Origin of the sequence: Bradyrhizobium sp. SZCCHNRI3043, from assembly GCF_032377735.1 — a bacterium.
In the GTDB taxonomy this organism is placed as follows: Bacteria; Pseudomonadota; Alphaproteobacteria; order Rhizobiales; family Xanthobacteraceae; genus Bradyrhizobium.
In genome coordinates this window covers 72082-91803 of sequence record NZ_JAUHID010000003.1, presented here as the reverse complement: position 1 = coordinate 91803, position 19722 = coordinate 72082, and the positions used below count along the sequence as shown (strand labels likewise).

Sequence of the window (19722 nt, the reverse complement as noted above, 5' to 3'; positions counted from 1 at the left end):
ATTTTAGTCATCCTCGTCGAGGCCGGTGTTTTTTTCCGGCCGACTTGCGTAGAAAATACGTCGAACCTCGGAGTCGTCCCGGCGACGAACAATCGAGGTATATTGTAGATCTTTTGCGTGTGTCGGAGGCCCTGAGCCGTGAACCAGATGAGTTACGTTCCGGAGCAGCTGCCGCCGCTTCCGCCTCTCACCGCCACCTTCTCAGGTGCGCGTGGCGAGTTCTTCCGGCTGGTCAGCCGCGGGGCGGCCATCGAACTGATCACACTGGGCTTCTACCGGTTCTGGCTCGCGACCGACATCCGCCGGCATCTCTGGGTCAACACGGCTGTCGACGGTGATGCCGCAGAATATACCGGGCGCGGCAAGGAGCTCCTGATCGGCTTCCTGTTCGCGATGGCGATCCTGGTCCCGATCTATCTCGCCTATTTCCTCATCGGCGTCGAGGCCGAGCGCTACCAGGGCTTCGCCAGCGTGCCGCTGGTGATCGCCTTCTACGCCTTCGGCCAGTTCGCCATCTTCCGCGCGCGCCGCTACCGGCTGACGCGCACGGTCTGGCGCGGCATTCGGTTCTGGATGACGGGTTCGGGCTGGGCCTATGCCGGGCGCGCCATGCTGTGGACCTTGTTGACGGTGGTCACGCTCGGGCTGGCCTGGCCGTGGCGCGCCGCCGCGCTCGAGCGCTACAAGATGCGACATTCGCACTATGGCGATCTCAGCGGCGACTTCGAGGGACGCGGCTGGGAGTTCTTCAAGCGCGCCTGGTATCTGTGGGTCATCGCGCCGTTTGCGCTCGTGCTGTTTCCGTTGTTTCCGTTCGTCTATGCGCAGTTCAAAGCGATCGAGTGGCGCTGGTGGCTGTCGGGCATTCGCTTCGGCGGCGTGCGTCTGGAATCGGACCTGCCCGGCAATGCGTTCTATGGTCTCTATTGGAAGGTGATCGGCTGGTGGTTTCTGCTGTCGATCGCCTCCAGCGCCTATTTCGGCGGTGTCGCCGCGCTGATGCTCAGATTGCTGGGGCCGGGGAGTGACGGCCGGCCTCAGGCGCAGGCGCTGTCCGACAACGTGCCGATGCTGGTGCTGGTCGGATTGGGCTACATCGCCTGGATCCTGGCGCTCAACGTCGTGATGCGGCTCTATCTGGTGCGCGACATGTGGGCGACCGTGCTGCAGTCGGTTCAAGTGCATGGCATCGAGGCCATGGCCAATGTCGCCGCCAGGGGCGATCTGGCCAGCGCGCTCGGCGAAGGATTTGCCGATGGACTCGACGTCGCCGGATTCTGATCCCGGGCAGGTGGCCGCTGCTGCGCCGGCCGCCGCCACGCCGGTCGAGCCGGCCGCTCCGCTCGGCGGCCCTGCGGTCTATTTCGACGGCCTGTCCAACCGGCGGCAGACGGTCACGATCGGCTTCGCCAATCAGCTCGTGATGCGCAGCGCCGACAATTTCGTCTCCTGGCCCTATGCCGACATCCGCCGCGTCGACGGCCCGAGCGGCACGCTGCGCGTGAGCTGCCTGTCGGCATCGCCGCTGGCACGGCTGGAGATCCGCGACGCGGCGTTGTCGGCCGAGCTGATCGCGCGCTGCAGCCATATCGACCAGAACAGGATGACCCGCGGCGCCATCGCGCGCATCGTCGGCTGGTCGCTGGCCGCCGTCGCCTCGATCGTCGCCGTCGTGCTGGTGGTGATTCCGTTCGCATCCGATCGGCTGACGCCCCTGGTGCCGCCGACCATGGAGCGGCATCTCGGCGAGGCCGCCGTGGTGCAGATCCAGACCGTGTTCGGCGACAAGCTTTGCAGCGAAGCGGCCGGGCAGGCCGCGTTCGCCAAGCTGGTCACGGCGCTGCGCCGCCCCGCCGGCCTCGACGACAGCATCGCGTCGCAGGTGCTGGACACGCCGATCCCCAACGCCTTCGCGCTGCCGGGCGGGCAATTCTTCCTGTTCAGGGGGCTGCTCGACAAGGCCAATGACCCCGACGAGGTCGCCGGCGTGCTGGCGCATGAGCTCGGCCACCTCAAGCACCGCGACAACCTGCGGCAGCTGATCCACAATGGCGGCAGCTCGTTCCTGATCGGCCTGCTGTTCGGCGACGTCACCGGCGCGGGCGCGGCGATCTTCGCCTCGCGGGCCATGATCAACGCGTCCTATTCGCGCGAGGCGGAGGCGGCGGCGGACGGTTTCGCGATCGACGTGATGCACAAGCTCGGACGGCCGACGCGCCCGATGGGCGAATTGCTGTTTCGCATCACCGGCAAGGAGGACGGCAAGCGCCCGTCGCTGTGGGCCAGCCATCCGCTCAGCGAGGACCGTCTCGCCCGCATGCGCGCCGAGGACCGGCCGCCGAGCGGCCCGCCGCTGCTGAGTGCGGAGGAGTGGCGGGCGCTGAAGGGAATTTGCAAGTAGCCGCCGGCGATCCGGCGCCTCACGCACGGCTGGTCGGGACGATCGACCCTCTCTCATCCGTCATTGCGAGCGCTGCGCGCAGCGAAGCAATCCAGATGTCCTCGGCGGCAAGATTCTGGATTGCTTCGCTGCGCTCGCATTGACGGGGTGAGAGCGGTGCGCGTCTGCTTCGACGCGGGTTGAGCGACGGCACTGCTGGTGAGATGGCAGCGCCGACACCTATTCCGCCAGATTGTTCGTCTTCTTCACCCAGGCGCGGACATCCGTCAGCACGTCCGGCAGCACCGCCTTGACCTCGGCGAGCGTCATGCCGGCCTTGACGCGCGGGTCGTAGAGCAGATTGAGGATGTACTGGTCGTAGACGTCGAAATAGCCCATCGAGACGTTGTCGTTGAACATGGTCCAAGGCACGCTCGAAGTGTCGTTGATCGGCCCGAGCGACTGCAGGAGCTCCTCATAGGCGCAGTCGAGAAAGACGAAATCGCCGTTGTCGACGGTGAGGATGACGTCGGAATGCTCGATCTCGAACGCCTCGTTCTTGCGGAAGCCGGACAGGCATTGCGGATCCAGCGAGGTCTTGATCTCGCGCGCGCGCTCGCTGCCATAGGCCTGGCTGATGGTGTGGTAGAGATCGCGGTCGCGCACCAGCTTGACGCGGACATTGGCTTCGCCGTCGGCGTCGGTCATCGCAATGTCGAGGTTGCGGATGCGCGCGGCGATGTCGCTGACGACCTTGGCGAGCTGCGCCTTGCGATCGGCGCGGCGGCCATCGGCGAACACCCGCACCGGTGCGCTGTACTTCCGGATGCGGTCGACCCGGCCCGCCAGGTGATACTCGGCGCCGAACGCGGTCTTGAAGAAGCCGTCGGTGATCTCGGCGTCGGTGAAGCTCTTCTTCTCGATGCGCTGGCGGGCGGCGATCGCCGGAATTTCGGTGGTCGACGCCGGCAGCGGGACCATCACGGTCACAAGCGCAGCCAGCGCGGCCGCCGCCGCGCTCCGCAGGGAGCGCCAGGAGCACGGATGCTCGTGGCGAGGATGCGCGCTGTGACATTGCCTCATCGTCGTGGTCGAGTGCGGCTCTCAGTTCTTGACGATCACGGTCGTGCCAACCGAGACGCGGTCGTAGAGGTCGGCGACGTCGTCATTGGTCATGCGGAAGCAGCCCGACGATACCGCCTGGCCGATCGTCTCGGGCTCGTTCGAGCCGTGGATTCGGTACAGCGTTGAACCGAGATACATTGCGCGCGCGCCGAGCGGGTTCTCGATGCCGCCGGCCATGTGGCGCGGCAGGTCGGGCCGGCGCCGCAGCATCTGCGACGGCGGGGTCCAGGCCGGCCATTCCTTCTTGGCGGTGATGCGGTGCACGCCGCTCCAGCGGAATCCGTCACGGCCGACGCCGATGCCGTAGCGCAGCGCCTGGCCGCCCGGCAGGACCAGATAGAGCCGGCGCTCGCTGGTGCTCACGACGATGGTGCCTGGCGCATACTGGCTCTGGAACATCACGGTCTGGCGCGGAATCGGGCTGACACCGCTCTGATAGAAGTTCGGCCCGCCGCCGAAGAGGTCCCTGGTGTCGAACATTTCCGCCCGCGCCATCCCGGCGCTTGCCACCGACGCGACCGCAGCAATTCCCAAAGCCAAACAGCGCTTCATTTCCGTCCCCTGGCAAACATCAAATTCCGTTCGCAGACAGGCCATAAACGGTTGCACTTCGCAACCCACGGCGGCGTGAGGCCGGTATGTGGCGACGGTCCGTGACCCAAATCCCACGGACAATCGCGCGCGTCCTGGACCAACATCCTGTTAGCCAAGCCCGCGCATGAGCACCGTGGCGATGGCAGCAATGCGGCCAGCCCCTTTGACGCCGCGGGCGAACAATGATTGATCTGCCCAACATTGCAAATAGCGCGCGGAATCAGCAGGAGAACATGATGAACGGTGCGGAAAGCCTGGTACGGACCCTGGTCGCAGGGGGCGTTGACGTCTGCTTTACCAATCCGGGCACCTCCGAAATGCACTTCGTCGCCGCGCTCGACCGCGTCGAGGGCATGCGCTGCGTGCTCGGCCTGTTCGAGGGCGTGGTGACCGGCGCCGCCGACGGCTATTTCCGCATGAAGGGCACGCCGGCCTCGACGCTTCTCCATCTCGGCCCCGGCCTCGCCAACGGCCTTGCCAATTTGCACAACGCCAAGAAGGCCCGCTCGGGCATCGTCAACATCGTCGGCCAGCACGCCACCTACCACATCGGCTTCAACGCGCCGCTGACCTCGGACATCGAAGGCCTGGCGCGGCCGATGTCGGACTGGGTGCGGACCTCGCCGAGCGCCAAGGCCGTGGCCGCCGACGGCGCCGCCGCGATCGCCGCCGCCAAGAGCGCGCCGCCGCAGATCGCCACCCTGATCCTGCCCGCCGACACCGCCTGGAACGAGGCCGACGGCATTGCCCAGGTTCCGGGAGAGGCGCAGCGCCCGAGCTATTCGGCTGATGCGGTCGAGAAGGCCGCCAAGATCCTGCACGCCCACGGCCCCGAGACGCTGGTGCTGATGACCGCGGGCGCGCTGACCGAGCAGGCGCTGACCTTCGCCCAGCAGATCGCCGGCAAGACCGGCTGCCGCGTGATGGGGCAGACCTATCACCCGCGCATGGCGCGCGGCGCCGGACGGTTCTCGATCGACCGCATCCCCTACGTGATCGAGCAGGCGCTGCCGATCCTGAAGAACTACAAGCATATCGTGCTGGTCGAGGCCAACGACCCCGTCGCCTTCTTCGCCTATCCGAACAAGCCGAGCATGCTCAAGGCCGAGGGCACCGAGGTGCACCGCATGACCGCCTGGGGCGAGAACTCGGCCGCCGCCCTCGAGGCGCTCGCCGGCCATCTCGGCGCCAAGGCCGCCGACGTCAAGCCGCAGCCGCTCGCCGAGCTGATCAAGCCCACCGGCGGGCTGAACCACACCACCATCGCCCAGGCGATCGCCTATGCGATCCCCGAGAATGCGATCGTGGTCGACGAATCCATCACCACGGGCCGCGGCTTCTTCCCGCCGACGGCGGCCGCCAAGCCGCATGACTGGCTGCAGAACATGGGCGGCTCGATCGGCTTCTCGACCCCGGTCGCGACCGGCGCCGCGGTGGCCTGCCCGGACCGCAAGGTCATGTGCCTCGTGGGCGACGGCAGCGCGATGTACACGATCCAGTCGCTGTGGACCCAGGCGCGCGAGAACCTCAACGTCGTCACGGTGGTGTTCGCCAACAGGATCTACCAGATCCTGCGCGGCGAGTTCGACGGCGTCGGCGCCGGCGAGCCGGGCCAGCGCGCCCAGGACATGCTCAAGATCGACCGTCCGACGCTCGACTTCGTCGCCATGGCGAAGGGCATGGGCGTCCCCGGCCGCGCCGTCACCTCGGCCGACGAGTTCAATGCCGCGCTGGCCGAGGCGAACGCCGAATATGGTCCGCGCCTGATCGAAGTGCAGATGTAAATCCGCAACGCTGGCGGCCGCAAAACGGCCGCGGGCCGAGGGAAGGCGCATCGCCTCATTTATGGGGTTGGCGACTCACGCCGATCGCGTGTTGATGGTGAGGTGTCCTTCTCTCCTGTATCTGAACGGCATGCACAGTGAATTGAACCGGCTGATCTCTGCGCTGCAGGAGTTCTATGCGCGCGAGCGCTTCATCCTCGACCGTGATCTCGGCGAGCGCGCCTTGACGCATCGGCTGGCGGTGCATCTCGAACGCAACTTCCTGGGGTGGGACGTCGATTGCGATTACAATCGGCTCGGCGACCGCGCCATGCTGCTGCCGCGTGGCACCATCGTCTCGACCGACGATGAGCTGGGAAAATCGGTCTACCCGGACATCGTCGTGCACAAGCGTGCCGTGCCCGACAATCTGCTGGCGATCGAGGTCCGCAAGGCCGGCAACCACCAGCCGCTGGCGCATGACCGCCACAAGCTGATGGCGCTGACCGATCCGCATCTGTGGTTCGCCTATTGGATCGGCGTGCTGGTGATTCTCGACCGCCGCAGCGTGATCACGCCGGAGGTCTATGTCGGCGCCCGGATCGATCCGGTATTGTCGGCCTGGTTCGCGGGGCGATTGCAGCAGATGGGACTCGCCGCCGGCTGAGACATCTCGCAGAAGAGGTGCGCGATCGCCGGTCGACGCGAATGAACAAGGGCCGCCCCTGAGAGGAGCGGCCCGATCTCGTCGCGCATGTGGAGCCTGCGGACAGGCGCGCCCACGCCTTACTTCGACATGGCGTCGCCGGACGACTTCTTCGCCGACTTCTTCTTCGTCTTGCTCATCTTCATGTCGTCGCCCCCGCCCATGGCGTCGCCGCTCTTCGCCGACTGGCCGGTGGTCGTCATCGGCTTCTCGGTGGACTGGGCAAGAGCGGCCGACGAGACGAACGCGAGGGCGGCGGTGGCGATGATCAGTTTACGCATGCGGAAAACCTCCGAGGGTTGGAAACGCGCCGGACCATAGGCGAATTCGAGCGCGGCGTTCTGACGCAGGAATCAGGAAAACGTGAGAGTTCCGCCCCGCAAAAGCCGCCTTGCGCCGTCCGCGCGGAGGTAGCAGGTGCATTCTGTGACTGATGTGCTGGATGCAGGGCGCCCATGCGGGGACGAGCGAGGTCAAAATGGCCGGGTGCGGAGATCCAATTGCCTCGATGCACATTCGATGCGTAGCCGCGGCCGTTGCTGCGACGTCGGCCTCTGGTCCAAATGGAATAGCTTCGGGCTTCATGGGGAAGAACAGAATGTCGAACAACCTGAGCGCGGTCCGCTCTTCCGATCTTCCGAGGAGATCGAGACGCTCGCGCGCGATGCAGTCGCCGACGCTCGGGCGGAGCGTCGCGAGCAGGCGTTGCAGAAGCTCGCGCCGTTGCGGAAGGCGCAGACCTGTCAGCGCGAAGCGGCCATGGCGCTGCTGTGGATGATCGATCATATCTGCCTGCCGCCGGACGTCGCGGCCGGGATTCTCATGGAGATCGCGCGATCTCACGACGAGGACGCCGACATTCTCGCCAGGGAAGCAGCTCGGACTACCGGTCGACATCGGCCGCTTCAGCCTGCCGGAATGTGAACTCGGCCAATGCAAGGTCAAGCTCGCCGAGCGTCCGCTGGCGGTGCCCCGATCGTCATCATGCGATGGCGGTATGGGCCCCGGATGGACGGTCGTAAACACGGAACGGATGCGCAAATTCAGAGGTCAATGGTGGGCGCACAAGGGATCGAACCTTGGACCTCTCCCGTGTGAAGGGAACGCTCTCCCGCTGAGCTATGCGCCCGGATCCTGGTGGCTGCCGGCCGTGGGGCCGTAAGAGGCAGCTGCCGAAGCAGTCCGTCGGAGCCCGCGATTTACGAAGCGCGGGCAGGGGGTGTCAAGGATTTGCGGCGCCGCTGGCGAGGAAAACTGCCGGGGTGCGGTGGCCCGTCCTCGATAGGGGCCGAAACCGGCCCTCTCGCGGGCCGGCCTCCATACTGAAGCGAGGGGCAAGATATCCGCCGCACTCGGCGCCGATCCGGCGGCCTCAGGCCCCGAGCTGCCGTGCTCGCGAGGCATGAGACTGCAGCGCGCGGATGCGGTCGGCCAGGGTGCCGCCTTGCGGACCGCCTGCGCCGGCTGCAGCGGCCGGAGCCGCGGCGACGCCATTGGCGTTGGCCGGCTTGGCGGGGGCCGGCTCGGCGGCCAGCATGGCTTCGATGGTCGAGTTCGGACCCTCGATCTGCATCGCGAGCTTGGCGACCTCGGCGGCGATGTCGTTGATGCGCTCACGCAAGAGCGCGTTCTCCATCCGCTCCTGGGCCCAGGTGCTCTCGGCCTGCTGCTGGATCGCGTTCATCTCGCGCTGCAGCTTGGTGCGCTCGTCGCGGGCGGCCTGCAATTGCTCTTCGAGGGCGGCCTTCTCGGATTTGAGCCGCTCAAATGCGGCCGACTTGCCGCTGCCGAAGCCGGCCAGCTCCTCTCGCAGCTCCTTCAAGGCGCGGTCGGCGGCCACGTTGGCCTCGCGCAACTGGTTGTTCTCGAAATCACGTTCGGCAAGCAGCTTGCCCTGGGTCGACAGCCGGCCCTCGAGGTCGGCAACGCGCGTCGCCAGCATCTCGGCTTCCTTGACCTGAACGATCAGCTGGCGGTCGAGCTCGGTGACGCGCTGGCTGAGATTCTCGACCCGCGCGCGGGCGTCGTTGAGCGCCTTGGTCGCGGTGTCGGATTCGTCGCGCTCCAGCGCGAGCCGCGTCTGGGTGGCGGAGAATTCCTTCTCGGCGTCGGCCACGCGGCTGCGCAGCTCCTCGACCTGGGTCCTGACCGACACCAGCTCGACCTGGCGGCTGTCCGCCAGCAGCGCCTTGTCGTTGAGCTCGGTGCTCAGCCGGACCAGCTCGGTCTGCTTCTCCTTCAGCGCCTGCTCGGCGGCGCGCAGCGCCTCGGTCTTGGCGGCGAACTCCTCTTCCGTGGCGCGGAGCTGGTCCTTGAGCGCCTTCTCGCGCGCCTCCAGCGCGAAGATCACCGCGTTCTTCTCGCCGAGCTCGATCTTCATGCGGTTGATGGCGTCGGTCTTCTTGCCGAGGTCGGCGAGCTGGCCGGTGGCCTTGTTCTTGAGCGCGTCGACGCTCATCTCCAGCCGCCGCGCCGACATCGCGAACTCCGCGCGCAGCTGGTCCTTGTCGGCCTGGATCTCGGCCATCGACAGCGGCGTCGCCGCCTCGAGCCGGCGCGTCGTCAGCCGCACCGCACGATTGTGCACCAGCGGCACGATCATCAGCGCACAGAGCATGGCGATCAGAAAACCGATCGCAAAATACATGATCGGCTCGACCATGACGCACAACTCCCGGTCCAAAATGATTAACGGAATCACAATGCACGGCGGGCTGATTCAACGCCAGCCCAATGCCGTGTTAACCTTGATCCGTCGCGGGAGAACGTGTCCTAGCGGTACCAGCCGGCGGCCTCAGAACGGGTTCCAGGTCGCACTTGGGGTGAACTTGAGGTAGCCGACATTGGCGCCGAGCCGCAGGCCGATCCCGGACCGGATCGGCACCAGCACGATGTTGTTGGCGGTCAGCGCCGTCATGCCGAAGCCGCCGACGATATAGGCCGAGCCATCGATGCCGACGAAGCGCTGATAGATCGCGCTGGTGGCCGGCAGATTGTAGACCAGCGTCATGGTGCGGGCGCCGTCGCCGCCCCAGTCGAAGCCGAGCGAGGGGCCCTGCCAGTAGACGCGGAGGTCGCCGGCGTTCTTGGTGTAGAGCGTGCCCTCGCCGTAACGGAGACCGGCGACGAAAGCACCGGCGCCTTCCTCGCCCAGGATATAGCCGTTCGGCAGGCCCCATTGGCTGACGGCGCGCTCGATCACCGAGGCGAGGCCGCGCGAGACGTTGCCGAAGAAGCGGTGGCCGGCATTGACGAGCTCGTCCGGATTGAAGCTGTCCGGGCTCGGCGCAGGGCGCGGCGGCGGTGCGGGCTGCTGATACGGCGGCGCAGCCTGGTAGGGCGGCGCAGCAGGCGGGGGCGCCTGCTGCGCGGCGACCGACGCGGTCATGGCCAGCACGGCCGCTAACGTCGCGGCGGCAAGGCGTGATGCGAAACTCATCGATGGAAATCCCCTGCTATCGGCTGCCCGAGCCTCGCCTTAACCTGACGCCAACCCCATCGGGCGATTGTCGGGCGAGGGGCGATGCCCCTGCGACTCCCATGTTATCGGCACCAACTATGACCGCACAACGGCAACAACCGAACCAGACCGGATCAAAGTCGCTGTTTCGCCTTGTAATTGCCGCTATCGCGCTCGCTGCGCTGCTGCTGCCGGTCGGCGCGCCGGCGGCCACGACGCAGCGCATCATCTCCGACCGCTTCAGCGGGCTGGCGATCGACGGCTTCGACCCTGTTTCCTATTTCGTGGATGGCAAGGCCCTGCTGGGACTGGCGGATTTCGAGGCGTCCCAGGGTGGGGTGGTCTGGCGGTTTCGCAACGAGGGCAATCGCGCCTCCTTCCTGGCCCATCCGGAGGTCTACGGCCCGCAATTCGGCGGCTACGACCCGACCGATGTGGCTCGCGGCGTGACGGTGGCCGGCAACCCGCGCTTCTTCGTCGTGGTCGAGGAACGGCTGTTCCTGTTCAACCGCGAGGAAAGCCGCGACGCCTTCGCGGCCGACCCGAGCCGCTATCTGCCGCGGGCGGAAGCTCGTTGGCCGGCGCTCGAGGAGGATCTGCCGCAGTAGGGCGGCAGGGCTGTCTCAAACCTTCACCGCAGCCGGGTCACCCCAGGCGATGAAGGACGGCACGATGAAGCCGTCGGGGCGCTCGCCATAGCGCAACGGCGCGCCGGTCTCGCTGGTGACGGTGCCGCCGGCGGCTGCGACCACGGCATGGCCTGCCGCCACGTCCCATTCCGAGGTCGGGCCGAGCCGCGGATAGATGTCGGCCAGACCTTCGGCGAGCCGCCCGAACTTCACGGCCGAGCCGAGCGGCAGGCGCACCGCGCCCGGACGTGCCGCAATGAAGGCTTCGGTGCGGGCATCGCCATGCGACCGGCTGACCGCGGCGACCCATGCCGCGCCCTGCGGCGGCATCGGCCGGGTGCGGATCGGCTCGGCGGCCGCCAAACCCGCCTCCGTGAACGACAGCCGCTCGGCGCCACGGCCGACCAGACCGCGCCAGATCTGGCCGATGGCCGGCGCGCAGACGATGCCGAGCAGCGGGCTGCCGCCGGTGACCAGCGCCAGATTGACCGTGAACTCGCCGCGCCCAGCGACGAACTCCTTGGTGCCGTCGAGCGGATCGATCAGGAAGAAGCTGCCATTGAACGGTCCTGCGCTCGCCCCGACCCGCTCCTCCGACAGCGCGGGAATCGCGGGCGCCAGCCGTGCCAGCCCTTCGGCAATGACCCTGTCGGCGGCAAGATCGGCCTCGGTGACCGGCGAGCCGTCGGATTTGTCGGTGACAGCCATGGCGCGGCGGTTGACGGCGAGGATCGCGTAGGCCGCGTCGACGACGAGCTCCGTCAGGGGCGTCATCAGCGCGGCGGCGGCCTCGACCTCGACGGTTCCTGCAGTCGGTGCCGTCGTCATTGCGCGGTGCTCCTTCCGGCCGTTCCGTACGCAGCTTGCATCATCGTATCCTTGTTCTGGCGCCGGCGCATCCGGGTACGGCCGTTCGCACGTTCATTGAGCTGCGGCTGCCGGGAAAACCGCTACGTACTTTCCCGTGTCCCGCCCTCAGTCCGGTGGCGGTCCATGCTTTCGCAGTGTATCAAGCGTTAACGCAAGCATGATTCGCCCAGGTTCGCGGATTTCAGGAACATCGAATGTCCGGCACGTCCTCTCCCGAGATCGCCAATCCGATTCCCGCTCCCGATACGCTCGAACTTGCCGCTCTGCTCTGCTCGAAGGTCTGCCACGACCTGATTAGTCCGGTCGGCGCCATCGTCAATGGGCTCGAGGTGCTCGACGACAATCCGAAGCCGGAGGATCGCGACTTCGCGCTGGAGCTGATCCGCAAGAGCGCCAAGACGGCGTCGGCGCGGCTGCAGTTCTGCCGCCTCGCCTTTGGTGCGGCCGGCTCTGCGGGCGCGCAGATCGATCTCGGCGACGCCCAGACCATGGCGCGCGGCCACATCGAGGACGCCAAGACCTCGATCACCTGGAATCTGCCGCGGCTGCTGTTGCCCAAGAACCGGGTCAAGCTGCTGCTCAACATGATGGTGGTGGCGCAGCAGACGATCCCGCGCGGCGGTATGCTGACCGTCGACCCGATCGGCGACGGCGAGTCCATGAGCTTCCGCGTCGCCGCCACCGGGCTCAATGCCCGGCTGCCGCAGAACATCGTCAATCTGCTTGGCGGCGAATTGCAATCGACCATCGATGCCCACGCGGTGCAGCCCTACTACACCCGTCTGCTCGCCGATGCCTGCGGCCTCAAGGTGACGCTCACCGCCGACGGCAACGCGATGGTCGTGCAGGCGGCCTGATCTGGCAGACGTCCTGCCGCGTCAGTCCTGCGACCTCGTGTCGTGGGACAGACGCAACAATCCATTCACCATGGTTAATCAAGCCTTGCCGATGGGTCCGAATTTGTCCGGATGCATCTTATCTCTTTGTTGAGTCCGTTCATTTGCGCTTACTCAACTAATATTAAACGCTTTGCACCGAAACTGGCCACGGTTTGAAGGGCGCGTCATGTCGCGTTCCGTTGCGTGCGAAGGCCAGTTTCATGGATGACCTGTTGCGTGAGTTTCTGACGGAGACCAGCGAGAGCCTGGACACCGTCGATAATCAATTGGTGCGGTTCGAGCAGGAGCCGAACAACGCCAAGATCCTCGATAACATCTTCCGGCTGGTGCACACGATCAAGGGGACCTGCGGCTTCCTCGGCCTGCCGCGGCTCGAAGCGCTGGCGCATGCCGCCGAGACCCTGATGGGCAAGTTCCGCGACGGCATGCCGGTCACCGGCGAGGCCGTGACGCTGATCCTCACCACCATCGACCGCATCAAGGACATCCTCGGACAGCTCGAGGCCAACGAGGCCGAGCCCGAGGGCGAGGACCGCGACCTCATCAGCGAGCTCGAAGCCATGGTCGAGCGCGGCATGGCGGCAATGGCCGCGTTGGCGGAGCCGATCGCGATGGCCGGCGAGACCGCGCCACCGCTTGCGCCTGCAGCGCCGGCCGCGCCCGCGGTCACGCACGGCTCGCTGATCGACCAGACGCTGGAGCGTCCGCTGCGTCCGGGCGAAGTGTCGCTCGACGAGCTCGAGCGGGCCTTCCGCGAGACCGCGATCGAGTTGCCGCCCGCGCATGAGAAGGCGCCTGAGCCCAAAGCCGCTGCCCCGGCGACGGTCGCCAAGGCCGGGCCTGCCAAGGCGGAAGCAGAGGCCAAGGCCGAGGCGCCGAAGAAGGCGGCGCGCGCCAAGGCCAATGCCGATGGCGAGGTGCACGAGAACGACAAGGTCGCCAACCAGTCGATCCGCGTCAACGTCGACACGCTCGAACATCTGATGACGATGGTCTCGGAGCTGGTGCTGACGCGCAACCAGCTGCTCGAGATCGCCCGCCGCAACGAGGACACCGAGTTCAAGGTGCCGCTGCAGCGGCTGTCCAACGTCACCGCCGAGCTGCAGGAGGGCGTCATGAAGACGCGCATGCAGCCGATCGGCAATGCCTGGCAGAAGCTGCCGCGCATCGTCCGCGACCTCGCCACCGAACTCGGCAAGCAGATCGAGCTCGAGATGCACGGCGCCGACACCGAGCTCGACCGCCAGGTGCTCGACCTGATCAAGGACCCGCTCACCCACATGGTGCGCAACTCCGCCGATCATGGTCTCGAGACGATGGCCGAGCGCGCCGCGGCCGGCAAGGCCGAGCAGGGCACGATCCGGCTGTCCGCCTATCATGAAGGCGGCCATATCATCATCTGCATCGCCGACAACGGCCGCGGCCTCAACACCGAGCGCATCAAGGCCAAGGCCTTGGCGAACGGCCTCGTCACCGAGGCCGAGCTCGAGAAGATGACGGAAGCGCAGATCCACAAGTTCATCTTCGAGCCGGGCTTCTCGACCGCGGCCGCCGTTACCTCGGTCTCGGGCCGCGGCGTCGGCATGGACGTGGTGCGCACCAACATCGACCAGATCGGCGGCACCATCGACATCAAGTCGGTGCTCGGCGAGGGCACCTCGGTCACCATCAAGATCCCGCTGACGCTCGCGATCGTCTCGGCGCTGATCGTCGAAGCCGGCGGCGACCGCTTCGCGATCCCGCAATTGTCGGTCGTCGAGCTGGTGCGCGCGCGCGCCAACTCCGAGCACCGCATCGAGCGCATCAAGGACACCGCGGTGCTGCGCTTGCGCAACAAGCTGCTGCCGCTGATGCATCTGAAGAAGCTCTTGAAGATCGACGACGGCTCGTCGACCGATCCGGAGAACGGCTTCATCGTGGTGACGCAGGTCGGCAACCAGACCTTCGGCATCGTGGTCGACTGCGTGTTCCACACCGAGGAAATCGTGGTCAAGCCGATGTCGACCAAGCTGCGTCACATCGACATGTTCTCGGGCAACACCATCCTGGGCGACGGCGCCGTGATCATGATCATCGATCCGAACGGCATTGCGAAAGCGCTCGGCGCCGCCGGCTCGGCCTCGCAGGCGGTGTCGGACGAGCACGCCGCGCATCACGCGATCGGCGGCGAGCAGCTCACCTCGCTCTTGGTGTTCCGCGCCGGCACGGCGCAGCCCAAGGCGGTGCCGCTGGCGCTGGTCACGCGCCTGGAGGAGATCGCGGCCGACAAGATCGAGATCTCCAACGGCCGCTACATGGTGCAGTACCGCGACCAGCTGATGCCCTTGGTGCAGATGGAAGGCGTGTCGGTGCAGACGTCAGGCTCGCAGCCGATCCTGGTGTTCGCCGACGAGACCCGGGCGATGGGCCTCGTGGTCGACGAGATCATCGACATCGTCGAGGAGCGGCTCAACATCCAGGTCTCCGGCGCCAAGGACGGCATCCTCGGCTCGGCGGTGATCAAGGGCCAGGCGACGGAAGTGATCGACGTCGGCCACTTCCTGCCGATGGCGTTCGCCGACTGGTTCATCCGCAAGGAGATGGCGACCGAGTCGCAGACGCAGTCGGTGCTCTTGGTCGACGACTCGCCGTTCTTCCGCAACATGCTGGCGCCGGTGTTGAAGTCGGCCGGCTACAAGGTGCGCACGGCGGCGTCGGCGATCGAGGGCCTCGCCACGCTGCGTTCCGGGCACAGCTTCGACATCGTCGTCACCGACATCGAGATGCCGGAGATGAACGGCTTCGAGTTTACCGAGGCGATCCGCGCCGACCAGAACCTGAACCAGATGCCGGTCATCGCGGTGTCGTCGCTGGTGTCGCCGGCGGCGATCGAGCGCGGCCGCCAGGCCGGGCTCTACGACTACATCGCCAAGTTCGACCGGCCCGGCCTGATCGCGGCGCTGAAGGAACAGATCGAGGAACGGGCGCGCGCCGAAGCCAACCGGCGGGCCGCGTGACAGCAAGCGGACAGGAGTAGCGTGCGATGAGCAGCAAGATCGAAACCACCGAAGGCGCCGCCGTCGAATACGTCACTGCGATGATCGGCGGTCAGCTCTTCGGCCTGCCCATCTCCCGGGTGCAGGACGTGTTCATGCCGGAGCGGGTGACGCGGGTGCCGCTGTCGTCGGCGGAGATCGCCGGCGTCCTCAATCTGCGCGGCCGCATCGTGACCGTCGTCGACATGCGGGCGCGGCTCGGCCTCGCCCGCGCCGAGGACGGCAAGCCGCCGATGGCGGTCGGTGTCGATCTGCGTGGCGAGTCCTATGGTCTCCTGATCGATCAGATCGGCGAGGTGCTGCGGCTGCCCGAGGAGAGCCGGGAGGAGAACCCGGTCAATCTCGACCCGCGCATGGCGAAGCTCGCCGGCGGCGTGCACCGCCTCGACGGTCAGCTGATGGTCATCCTCGATGTCGATCGCGTGCTCGAGCTCGCAGCAGACAAGATGGCGGCCTGAACACTGCAATTTGAGGGCGGCGGCGCATCAGGCGTCGTTGCATTGGATCCTGACCTCGTGAGGCTGATATGAGAACGTGTCTGGTAGTTGACGATTCCAGCGTCATTCGAAAGGTGGCGCGACGCATTCTGGAAGGTCTGGATTTCCAGATCGTGGAAGCGGAGGACGGCGAGCAGGCTCTGGAGATCTGCAAGCGGGGCCTTCCCGATGCGGTGTTGCTCGACTGGAACATGCCCGTCATGGACGGCTATGAGTTTCTCGGCAATCTCCGGCGCATGCCCGGCGGCGACGCGCCGAAGGTGGTGTTCTGCACGACCGAGAACGATGTCGCGCACATCGCGCGCGCGCTGCACGCCGGCGCCAACGAGTACATCATGAAGCCCTTCGACAAGGACATCGTGACCGCGAAGTTTCAGGAAGTCGGGCTGATCTGATCTCCGTTGCGTGCGGCGGTCCCGTGGTCGTCCGGGCTTGCCGTCACCCCGTGCCTCTGTCCTGTTGGTGAACTATGAGCGTCGCGTTGGCCAGTTCTTCGATCCCGAGTTCGATCAGGCAGGAACCTCTCCGGGTGATGGTCGTGGACGACTCCGTCGTCATCCGCGGCATGATCTCGCGTTGGATCGCGTCTGAGCCCGACATGGTCGTGGCGGCGTCGCTGCGCACCGGCCTGGAAGCCGTGAACCAGATCGATCGCGTCAATCCCGACGTCGCCGTGCTCGACATCGAGATGCCCGAGCTCGACGGCATTGCCGCCCTGCCGAAGCTGCTTGCCAAGAAGAAGAACCTCGCCGTCATCATGGCGTCGACGCTGACCCGCCGCAACGCGGAGATCAGCTTCAAGGCGCTGTCGCTCGGCGCGGCCGACTACATCCCGAAGCCCGAGAGCACGCGCGAGGCCTCGGCGGCCGACAATTTCCACTACGATTTGATTCAGAAGATCCGCAATCTTGGCGCCAAGGCGCGCCGCGCCGCTCCTGCTCCGCATGCGCCGGCCGCATCGCCGATCGTTCCGCAAGTCCAAGGGCTCCGGCCTGTGCTTGCATCGCGGCCGATGGTCGCCCCCGTGGCGCCCGCCGTGCCGACCCAGCTGGCGCGCCGCTCCTTCAGCACGCAGATGCCGAAGGTGCTGCTCATCGGATCGTCGACCGGCGGCCCGCAGGCGCTGATGTCGCTGGTGACCGAGCTCGGTCCCGTGATCGACCGCTTTCCGGTGCTGATCACCCAGCATATGCCGCCGACCTTCACCACCATCCTCGCCGAGCATCTGGCGCGCTCGAGCCGCCGACCGGCCCACGAGGCCGTCGACGGTGAGGTGGTGAGGCCGGGTCAGATCTACCTTGCCCCCGGCGGCCGCCACATGCGTGTGGCGCGCCATGGCGCCGATGTGGTGATCGCGCTCGACAACGGTCCTCCGATCAATTTCTGCAAGCCCGCCGTCGATCCCTTGTTCATGTCGGCGATCGAGGTCTGGCAGGGCTCGACCCTGGCCGTGATCCTGACGGGCATGGGTTCCGACGGCATGCGCGGCGGCAAGGACATCGTCGCCGCCGGTGGCAGCGTGATCGCGCAGGACGAGGCGACCAGCGTGGTCTGGGGCATGCCGGGCTCAGCCGCCAATGCCGGCATCTGCGCGGCCGTCCTTCCCTTAAACCAGATCGGACCGAAGCTGGTCCGTCTGTTTGCTGGAGACCGTTCGTGACACCCCTGGACTATGAGTTCTTGCGTAAGGTCCTGAAGGATCGCTCCGGCCTCGATCTGTCGGCCGACAAGCAGTACCTGGTCGAAAGCCGGTTGCTGCCGCTGGCCCGCCGCGCCAACCTGCCGGGCATCCCGGAGCTGGTGCAGAAGATCAGGAGCGGCGCGGAGCAGCTTACGACCCAGGTGGTCGAGGCGATGACCACCAACGAGACGTTCTTCTTCCGCGACAAGATTCCGTTCGATCATCTCCGTGAGGGCATCCTGCCGGCGCTGATCCAGTCGCGCGCCAATCGTCGTTCCCTGCGCATCTGGTCGGCCGCCTGCTCGACCGGACAGGAGCCGTATTCGATCGCGATGTGCCTGCGCGAATTCGGTCCCGCTCTGGCGGGCTGGCGCATCGAGATCATTGCCACCGACCTGTCGCAGGAGGTGCTGGAGAAATCGAAGGCCGGCCTCTACAGCCAGTTCGAGGTGCAGCGCGGATTGCCGATCCAGCTGCTGGTGAAATATTTCACGCAGCTCGGCGAGCTCTGGCAGCTCAGCGCCGACATCCGCGGCATGGTCCAGCATCGCCAGCTCAATCTGCTGCAGGACTTCTCGCATCTCGGCAAGTTCGACATCATCTTCTGCCGCAACGTGCTGATCTATTTCGACCAGGAGACCAAGGCCTCGATCTTCGAGCGGATGGCCAAGGTGATGGAGCCGGACGGCACGCTGTTGCTGGGAGCCGCCGAATCGGTCGTCGGCATCACCGACGCGTTCAGGCCCAACCAGGAGCGGCGGGGTCTGTACCAGATCAATCCGGTGCGCAGTCCGCGCGGTGGCGCTGCGCTGCTGCCCGGCCTCAAGGTGGTCGCGGCTCGCTGACGTTTGCGCTGAGCGCGGAGACATCGTCGGAACATCGGCCGGCGTCGGCCGTGCGGCCGGACTGACCGGTGTGTGATGAAGGTCGGGCTCCGGTCGGTGCTTCCTCGTCCTCGCCGTATCGGTCCTCACGTCGAGCGCTGAACTCAGGCCCGTCGGCACCACACGTCGTAGTCCCTCTCCGTCGCCTCGCGTGCGGCGCGGGAAGCTCTGCGCAGCCAGCCCGAACCGCGTTTCCTGAGATCCGCCGCGATGGTGCTGCTGACGCGACCGTCAGCCGCATGGACGGAGGCGAGCTCCGCGCCCATGCCGCGTAGAAGGACGAGCTTGAGGTCGGCGCCGGCCTCCTTGCCGAGGTCGATCTTGCGCGCATCGGCCGACAATCGCCGAACGACGTAGTCCCCCTCGTCGGTCCGGTAAACGCGGAGGAATGGATCGGGCGCGCGATGGGCTCCATTCGAGAGTTCAATGAACCTGTGCTGAGGCGCCGGCTTCCGTTGCGGCTTGTCCTTCGCCCAGGTCCAGGCCGAAGGGACCAACGCCTTCGCTTCGCGCACGACGCGGCCGCCGCGCCATGTTGCGACGACGACGAAGCGTGGACGTCCCAGGCTGCCGCCGCCGGCGGCGCGGCGGAAGAATCTCGGCGTCTCGCCCGTCCCGGGAAGGCTGCCGAGGAGCAACTTATGGACGGCGGAAGGAATTGCATCCGCCGGCGTCAATCCGTCGATCTCGTCCCAGAATTTTCGCCGGCACTGATCCGAGCATTTGACGTAGGAGCGGATCCACATCTCATGGTCGTCGAGCAGCGCCGGCCCTGGCCTTTGAAGTCCGTGGCGATAGCCTTCCAGGATCGCGTCTGCCGCATCGCGGTTGCCGATCTCCATTTTCGGCGCGAGCTCGACGCTGGTCGTGAGTCGGACCAGATCGAGGACGTAGGGCATCACCGCGGCCTCGTCGAAATCATTGACGCCCCACACCCAGCGCCCGTCGGCGTCGCGCCACGTGCCGAAATTCTCCAGATGGATGTCGCCGACGCAGAGCGCAGCTGGTGCGTCGGTGAGCTCGGGGCTGGTCTCGGCGATGCGCCGCGCCCAGCGGTAGTACGTCGCCCGCAGGAAGATGAAGGGGCTCTTTCGCATCCGCTCGTGCTTGGTGAGGAGGTCGTCCTCGACCACTGCGCATTGGCTGCGAAGCCAGGCCTCGTAGGCCGCGGTATCTTCGATGATGGACACGCGATGCCT

Annotated in this window: 19 protein-coding genes and 1 tRNA gene; 12 read left to right on the top strand and 8 right to left on the bottom strand. The window is 66.5% G+C overall.

The window, feature by feature from the left end; translation table 11 throughout:
• Positions 1-147: 147 nt before the first annotated feature.
• Together QX124_RS09235 and QX124_RS09230 are read left to right on the top strand one after the other, a co-directional pair.
• On the top strand, positions 148-1281 hold the full coding sequence (locus QX124_RS09235; protein ID WP_315786064.1) for a DUF898 family protein: 1134 nt from the start codon (positions 148-150) through the stop codon (positions 1279-1281).
• The gene (locus QX124_RS09230; protein ID WP_315796969.1) at positions 1256-2401 is read left to right on the top strand and encodes a M48 family metallopeptidase; all 1146 of its coding nucleotides are present in this window, start codon (positions 1256-1258) and stop codon (positions 2399-2401) included. Before QX124_RS09235 ends, QX124_RS09230 begins: the two co-directional genes overlap by 26 nt.
• 219 nt (positions 2402-2620) lie before the next feature.
• Here QX124_RS09230 and QX124_RS09225 read toward each other — a convergent pair whose 3' ends face one another.
• On the bottom strand, positions 2621-3361 hold the full coding sequence (locus QX124_RS09225) for a DUF2927 domain-containing protein (protein ID WP_315797158.1): 741 nt from the start codon (positions 3359-3361) through the stop codon (positions 2621-2623).
• A 123-nt stretch (positions 3362-3484) separates the two neighbouring features.
• Positions 3485-4057 (bottom strand): L,D-transpeptidase, encoded by a 573-nt coding sequence (locus QX124_RS09220; RefSeq protein ID WP_315775356.1) that lies wholly within the window; start codon positions 4055-4057, stop codon positions 3485-3487.
• Between the two features lie 278 nt (positions 4058-4335).
• Between QX124_RS09220 and QX124_RS09215 the strand changes: the two genes are divergently transcribed.
• Both QX124_RS09215 and QX124_RS09210 read left to right on the top strand, forming a co-directional pair.
• Positions 4336-5883: an acetolactate synthase large subunit gene (locus tag QX124_RS09215; RefSeq protein WP_315796968.1), complete on the top strand. Its 1548-nt coding sequence runs from the start codon at positions 4336-4338 to the stop codon at positions 5881-5883.
• Between the two features lie 130 nt (positions 5884-6013).
• Complete coding sequence (locus QX124_RS09210) at positions 6014-6529, top strand: hypothetical protein (protein ID WP_315713998.1); 516 nt, start codon at positions 6014-6016, stop codon at positions 6527-6529.
• 119 nt (positions 6530-6648) lie between these two features.
• Here QX124_RS09210 and QX124_RS09205 read toward each other — a convergent pair whose 3' ends face one another.
• Complete coding sequence (locus QX124_RS09205; RefSeq protein WP_315734232.1) at positions 6649-6849, bottom strand: hypothetical protein; 201 nt, start codon at positions 6847-6849, stop codon at positions 6649-6651.
• Between the two features lie 238 nt (positions 6850-7087).
• On the opposite strand from QX124_RS09205, the gene QX124_RS09200 reads away from it, so the two are divergent.
• Positions 7088-7492, top strand: coding sequence for a hypothetical protein (locus QX124_RS09200; RefSeq protein WP_315796967.1), 405 nt, complete (start codon positions 7088-7090; stop codon positions 7490-7492).
• Between the two features lie 130 nt (positions 7493-7622).
• On the opposite strand, the gene QX124_RS09195 is transcribed toward QX124_RS09200, so the two are convergent.
• The 3 genes from QX124_RS09195 to QX124_RS09185 form a co-directional block, all read right to left on the bottom strand.
• Positions 7623-7697, bottom strand: a tRNA-Val gene (locus QX124_RS09195).
• Positions 7698-7940: 243 nt separating this feature from the next.
• Entirely contained in the window at positions 7941-9230 is a 1290-nt protein-coding gene (locus QX124_RS09190; protein WP_315796966.1) for a hypothetical protein, read from the bottom strand.
• A 132-nt stretch (positions 9231-9362) separates the two neighbouring features.
• Positions 9363-10007, bottom strand: a complete 645-nt coding sequence (locus QX124_RS09185) for a DUF1134 domain-containing protein (RefSeq protein ID WP_315771790.1) — start codon at positions 10005-10007, stop codon at positions 9363-9365.
• Positions 10008-10126: 119 nt separating this feature from the next.
• Between QX124_RS09185 and QX124_RS09180 the strand changes: the two genes are divergently transcribed.
• Complete coding sequence (locus QX124_RS09180; protein ID WP_315796965.1) at positions 10127-10636, top strand: YHS domain-containing (seleno)protein; 510 nt, start codon at positions 10127-10129, stop codon at positions 10634-10636.
• 15 nt (positions 10637-10651) lie between these two features.
• Here QX124_RS09180 and cysQ read toward each other — a convergent pair whose 3' ends face one another.
• Positions 10652-11485, bottom strand: coding sequence for a 3'(2'),5'-bisphosphate nucleotidase CysQ (gene cysQ, locus QX124_RS09175; protein WP_315796964.1), 834 nt, complete (start codon positions 11483-11485; stop codon positions 10652-10654).
• A gap of 236 nt (positions 11486-11721) precedes the next feature.
• On the opposite strand from cysQ, the gene chpT reads away from it, so the two are divergent.
• The 6 genes from chpT (at position 11722) to QX124_RS09145 (ending at position 18484) form a co-directional block, all read left to right on the top strand.
• The gene (gene chpT, locus QX124_RS09170) at positions 11722-12384 is read left to right on the top strand and encodes a histidine phosphotransferase ChpT (RefSeq protein WP_315734106.1); all 663 of its coding nucleotides are present in this window, start codon (positions 11722-11724) and stop codon (positions 12382-12384) included.
• A 242-nt stretch (positions 12385-12626) separates the two neighbouring features.
• The gene (locus QX124_RS09165; protein WP_315796963.1) at positions 12627-15422 is read left to right on the top strand and encodes a hybrid sensor histidine kinase/response regulator; all 2796 of its coding nucleotides are present in this window, start codon (positions 12627-12629) and stop codon (positions 15420-15422) included.
• A 26-nt stretch (positions 15423-15448) separates the two neighbouring features.
• Positions 15449-15919, top strand: coding sequence for a chemotaxis protein CheW (locus QX124_RS09160; protein ID WP_172114528.1), 471 nt, complete (start codon positions 15449-15451; stop codon positions 15917-15919).
• Positions 15920-15987: 68 nt separating this feature from the next.
• Complete coding sequence (locus tag QX124_RS09155; protein ID WP_006613312.1) at positions 15988-16353, top strand: PleD family two-component system response regulator; 366 nt, start codon at positions 15988-15990, stop codon at positions 16351-16353.
• Between the two features lie 74 nt (positions 16354-16427).
• Positions 16428-17618, top strand: a complete 1191-nt coding sequence (locus QX124_RS09150; protein WP_315734101.1) for a chemotaxis response regulator protein-glutamate methylesterase — start codon at positions 16428-16430, stop codon at positions 17616-17618.
• Entirely contained in the window at positions 17615-18484 is an 870-nt protein-coding gene (locus QX124_RS09145; protein ID WP_315734099.1) for a protein-glutamate O-methyltransferase CheR, read from the top strand. The genes QX124_RS09150 and QX124_RS09145 overlap by 4 nt, the downstream gene beginning before the upstream one ends.
• A 143-nt stretch (positions 18485-18627) precedes the next feature.
• Here the strand turns inward: QX124_RS09145 and QX124_RS09140 are convergent, their stop codons facing one another.
• Complete coding sequence (locus QX124_RS09140) at positions 18628-19713, bottom strand: DUF2252 family protein (protein WP_315734097.1); 1086 nt, start codon at positions 19711-19713, stop codon at positions 18628-18630.
• Positions 19714-19722 lie beyond the last annotated feature (9 nt).

Bases quoted from the DNA above. Each gene is read 5' to 3' on its own strand.
- QX124_RS09235 (WP_315786064.1), top strand. From the start codon at position 148: ATGAGTTACGTTCCGGAGCAGCTGCCGCCGCTTCCGCCTCTCACCGCC.
- QX124_RS09230 (WP_315796969.1), top strand. From the start codon at position 1,256: ATGGACTCGACGTCGCCGGATTCTGATCCCGGGCAGGTGGCCGCTGCT.
- QX124_RS09225 (WP_315797158.1), bottom strand. From the start codon at position 3,361: ATGGTCCCGCTGCCGGCGTCGACCACCGAAATTCCGGCGATCGCCGCC.
- QX124_RS09220 (WP_315775356.1), bottom strand. From the start codon at position 4,057: ATGAAGCGCTGTTTGGCTTTGGGAATTGCTGCGGTCGCGTCGGTGGCA.
- QX124_RS09215 (WP_315796968.1), top strand. From the start codon at position 4,336: ATGAACGGTGCGGAAAGCCTGGTACGGACCCTGGTCGCAGGGGGCGTT.
- QX124_RS09210 (WP_315713998.1), top strand. From the start codon at position 6,014: ATGCACAGTGAATTGAACCGGCTGATCTCTGCGCTGCAGGAGTTCTAT.
- QX124_RS09205 (WP_315734232.1), bottom strand. From the start codon at position 6,849: ATGCGTAAACTGATCATCGCCACCGCCGCCCTCGCGTTCGTCTCGTCG.
- QX124_RS09200 (WP_315796967.1), top strand. From the start codon at position 7,088: ATGCGTAGCCGCGGCCGTTGCTGCGACGTCGGCCTCTGGTCCAAATGG.
- QX124_RS09190 (WP_315796966.1), bottom strand. From the start codon at position 9,230: ATGGTCGAGCCGATCATGTATTTTGCGATCGGTTTTCTGATCGCCATG.
- QX124_RS09185 (WP_315771790.1), bottom strand. From the start codon at position 10,007: ATGAGTTTCGCATCACGCCTTGCCGCCGCGACGTTAGCGGCCGTGCTG.
- QX124_RS09180 (WP_315796965.1), top strand. From the start codon at position 10,127: ATGACCGCACAACGGCAACAACCGAACCAGACCGGATCAAAGTCGCTG.
- cysQ (WP_315796964.1), bottom strand. From the start codon at position 11,485: ATGACGACGGCACCGACTGCAGGAACCGTCGAGGTCGAGGCCGCCGCC.
- chpT (WP_315734106.1), top strand. From the start codon at position 11,722: ATGTCCGGCACGTCCTCTCCCGAGATCGCCAATCCGATTCCCGCTCCC.
- QX124_RS09165 (WP_315796963.1), top strand. From the start codon at position 12,627: ATGGATGACCTGTTGCGTGAGTTTCTGACGGAGACCAGCGAGAGCCTG.
- QX124_RS09160 (WP_172114528.1), top strand. From the start codon at position 15,449: ATGAGCAGCAAGATCGAAACCACCGAAGGCGCCGCCGTCGAATACGTC.
- QX124_RS09155 (WP_006613312.1), top strand. From the start codon at position 15,988: ATGAGAACGTGTCTGGTAGTTGACGATTCCAGCGTCATTCGAAAGGTG.
- QX124_RS09150 (WP_315734101.1), top strand. From the start codon at position 16,428: ATGAGCGTCGCGTTGGCCAGTTCTTCGATCCCGAGTTCGATCAGGCAG.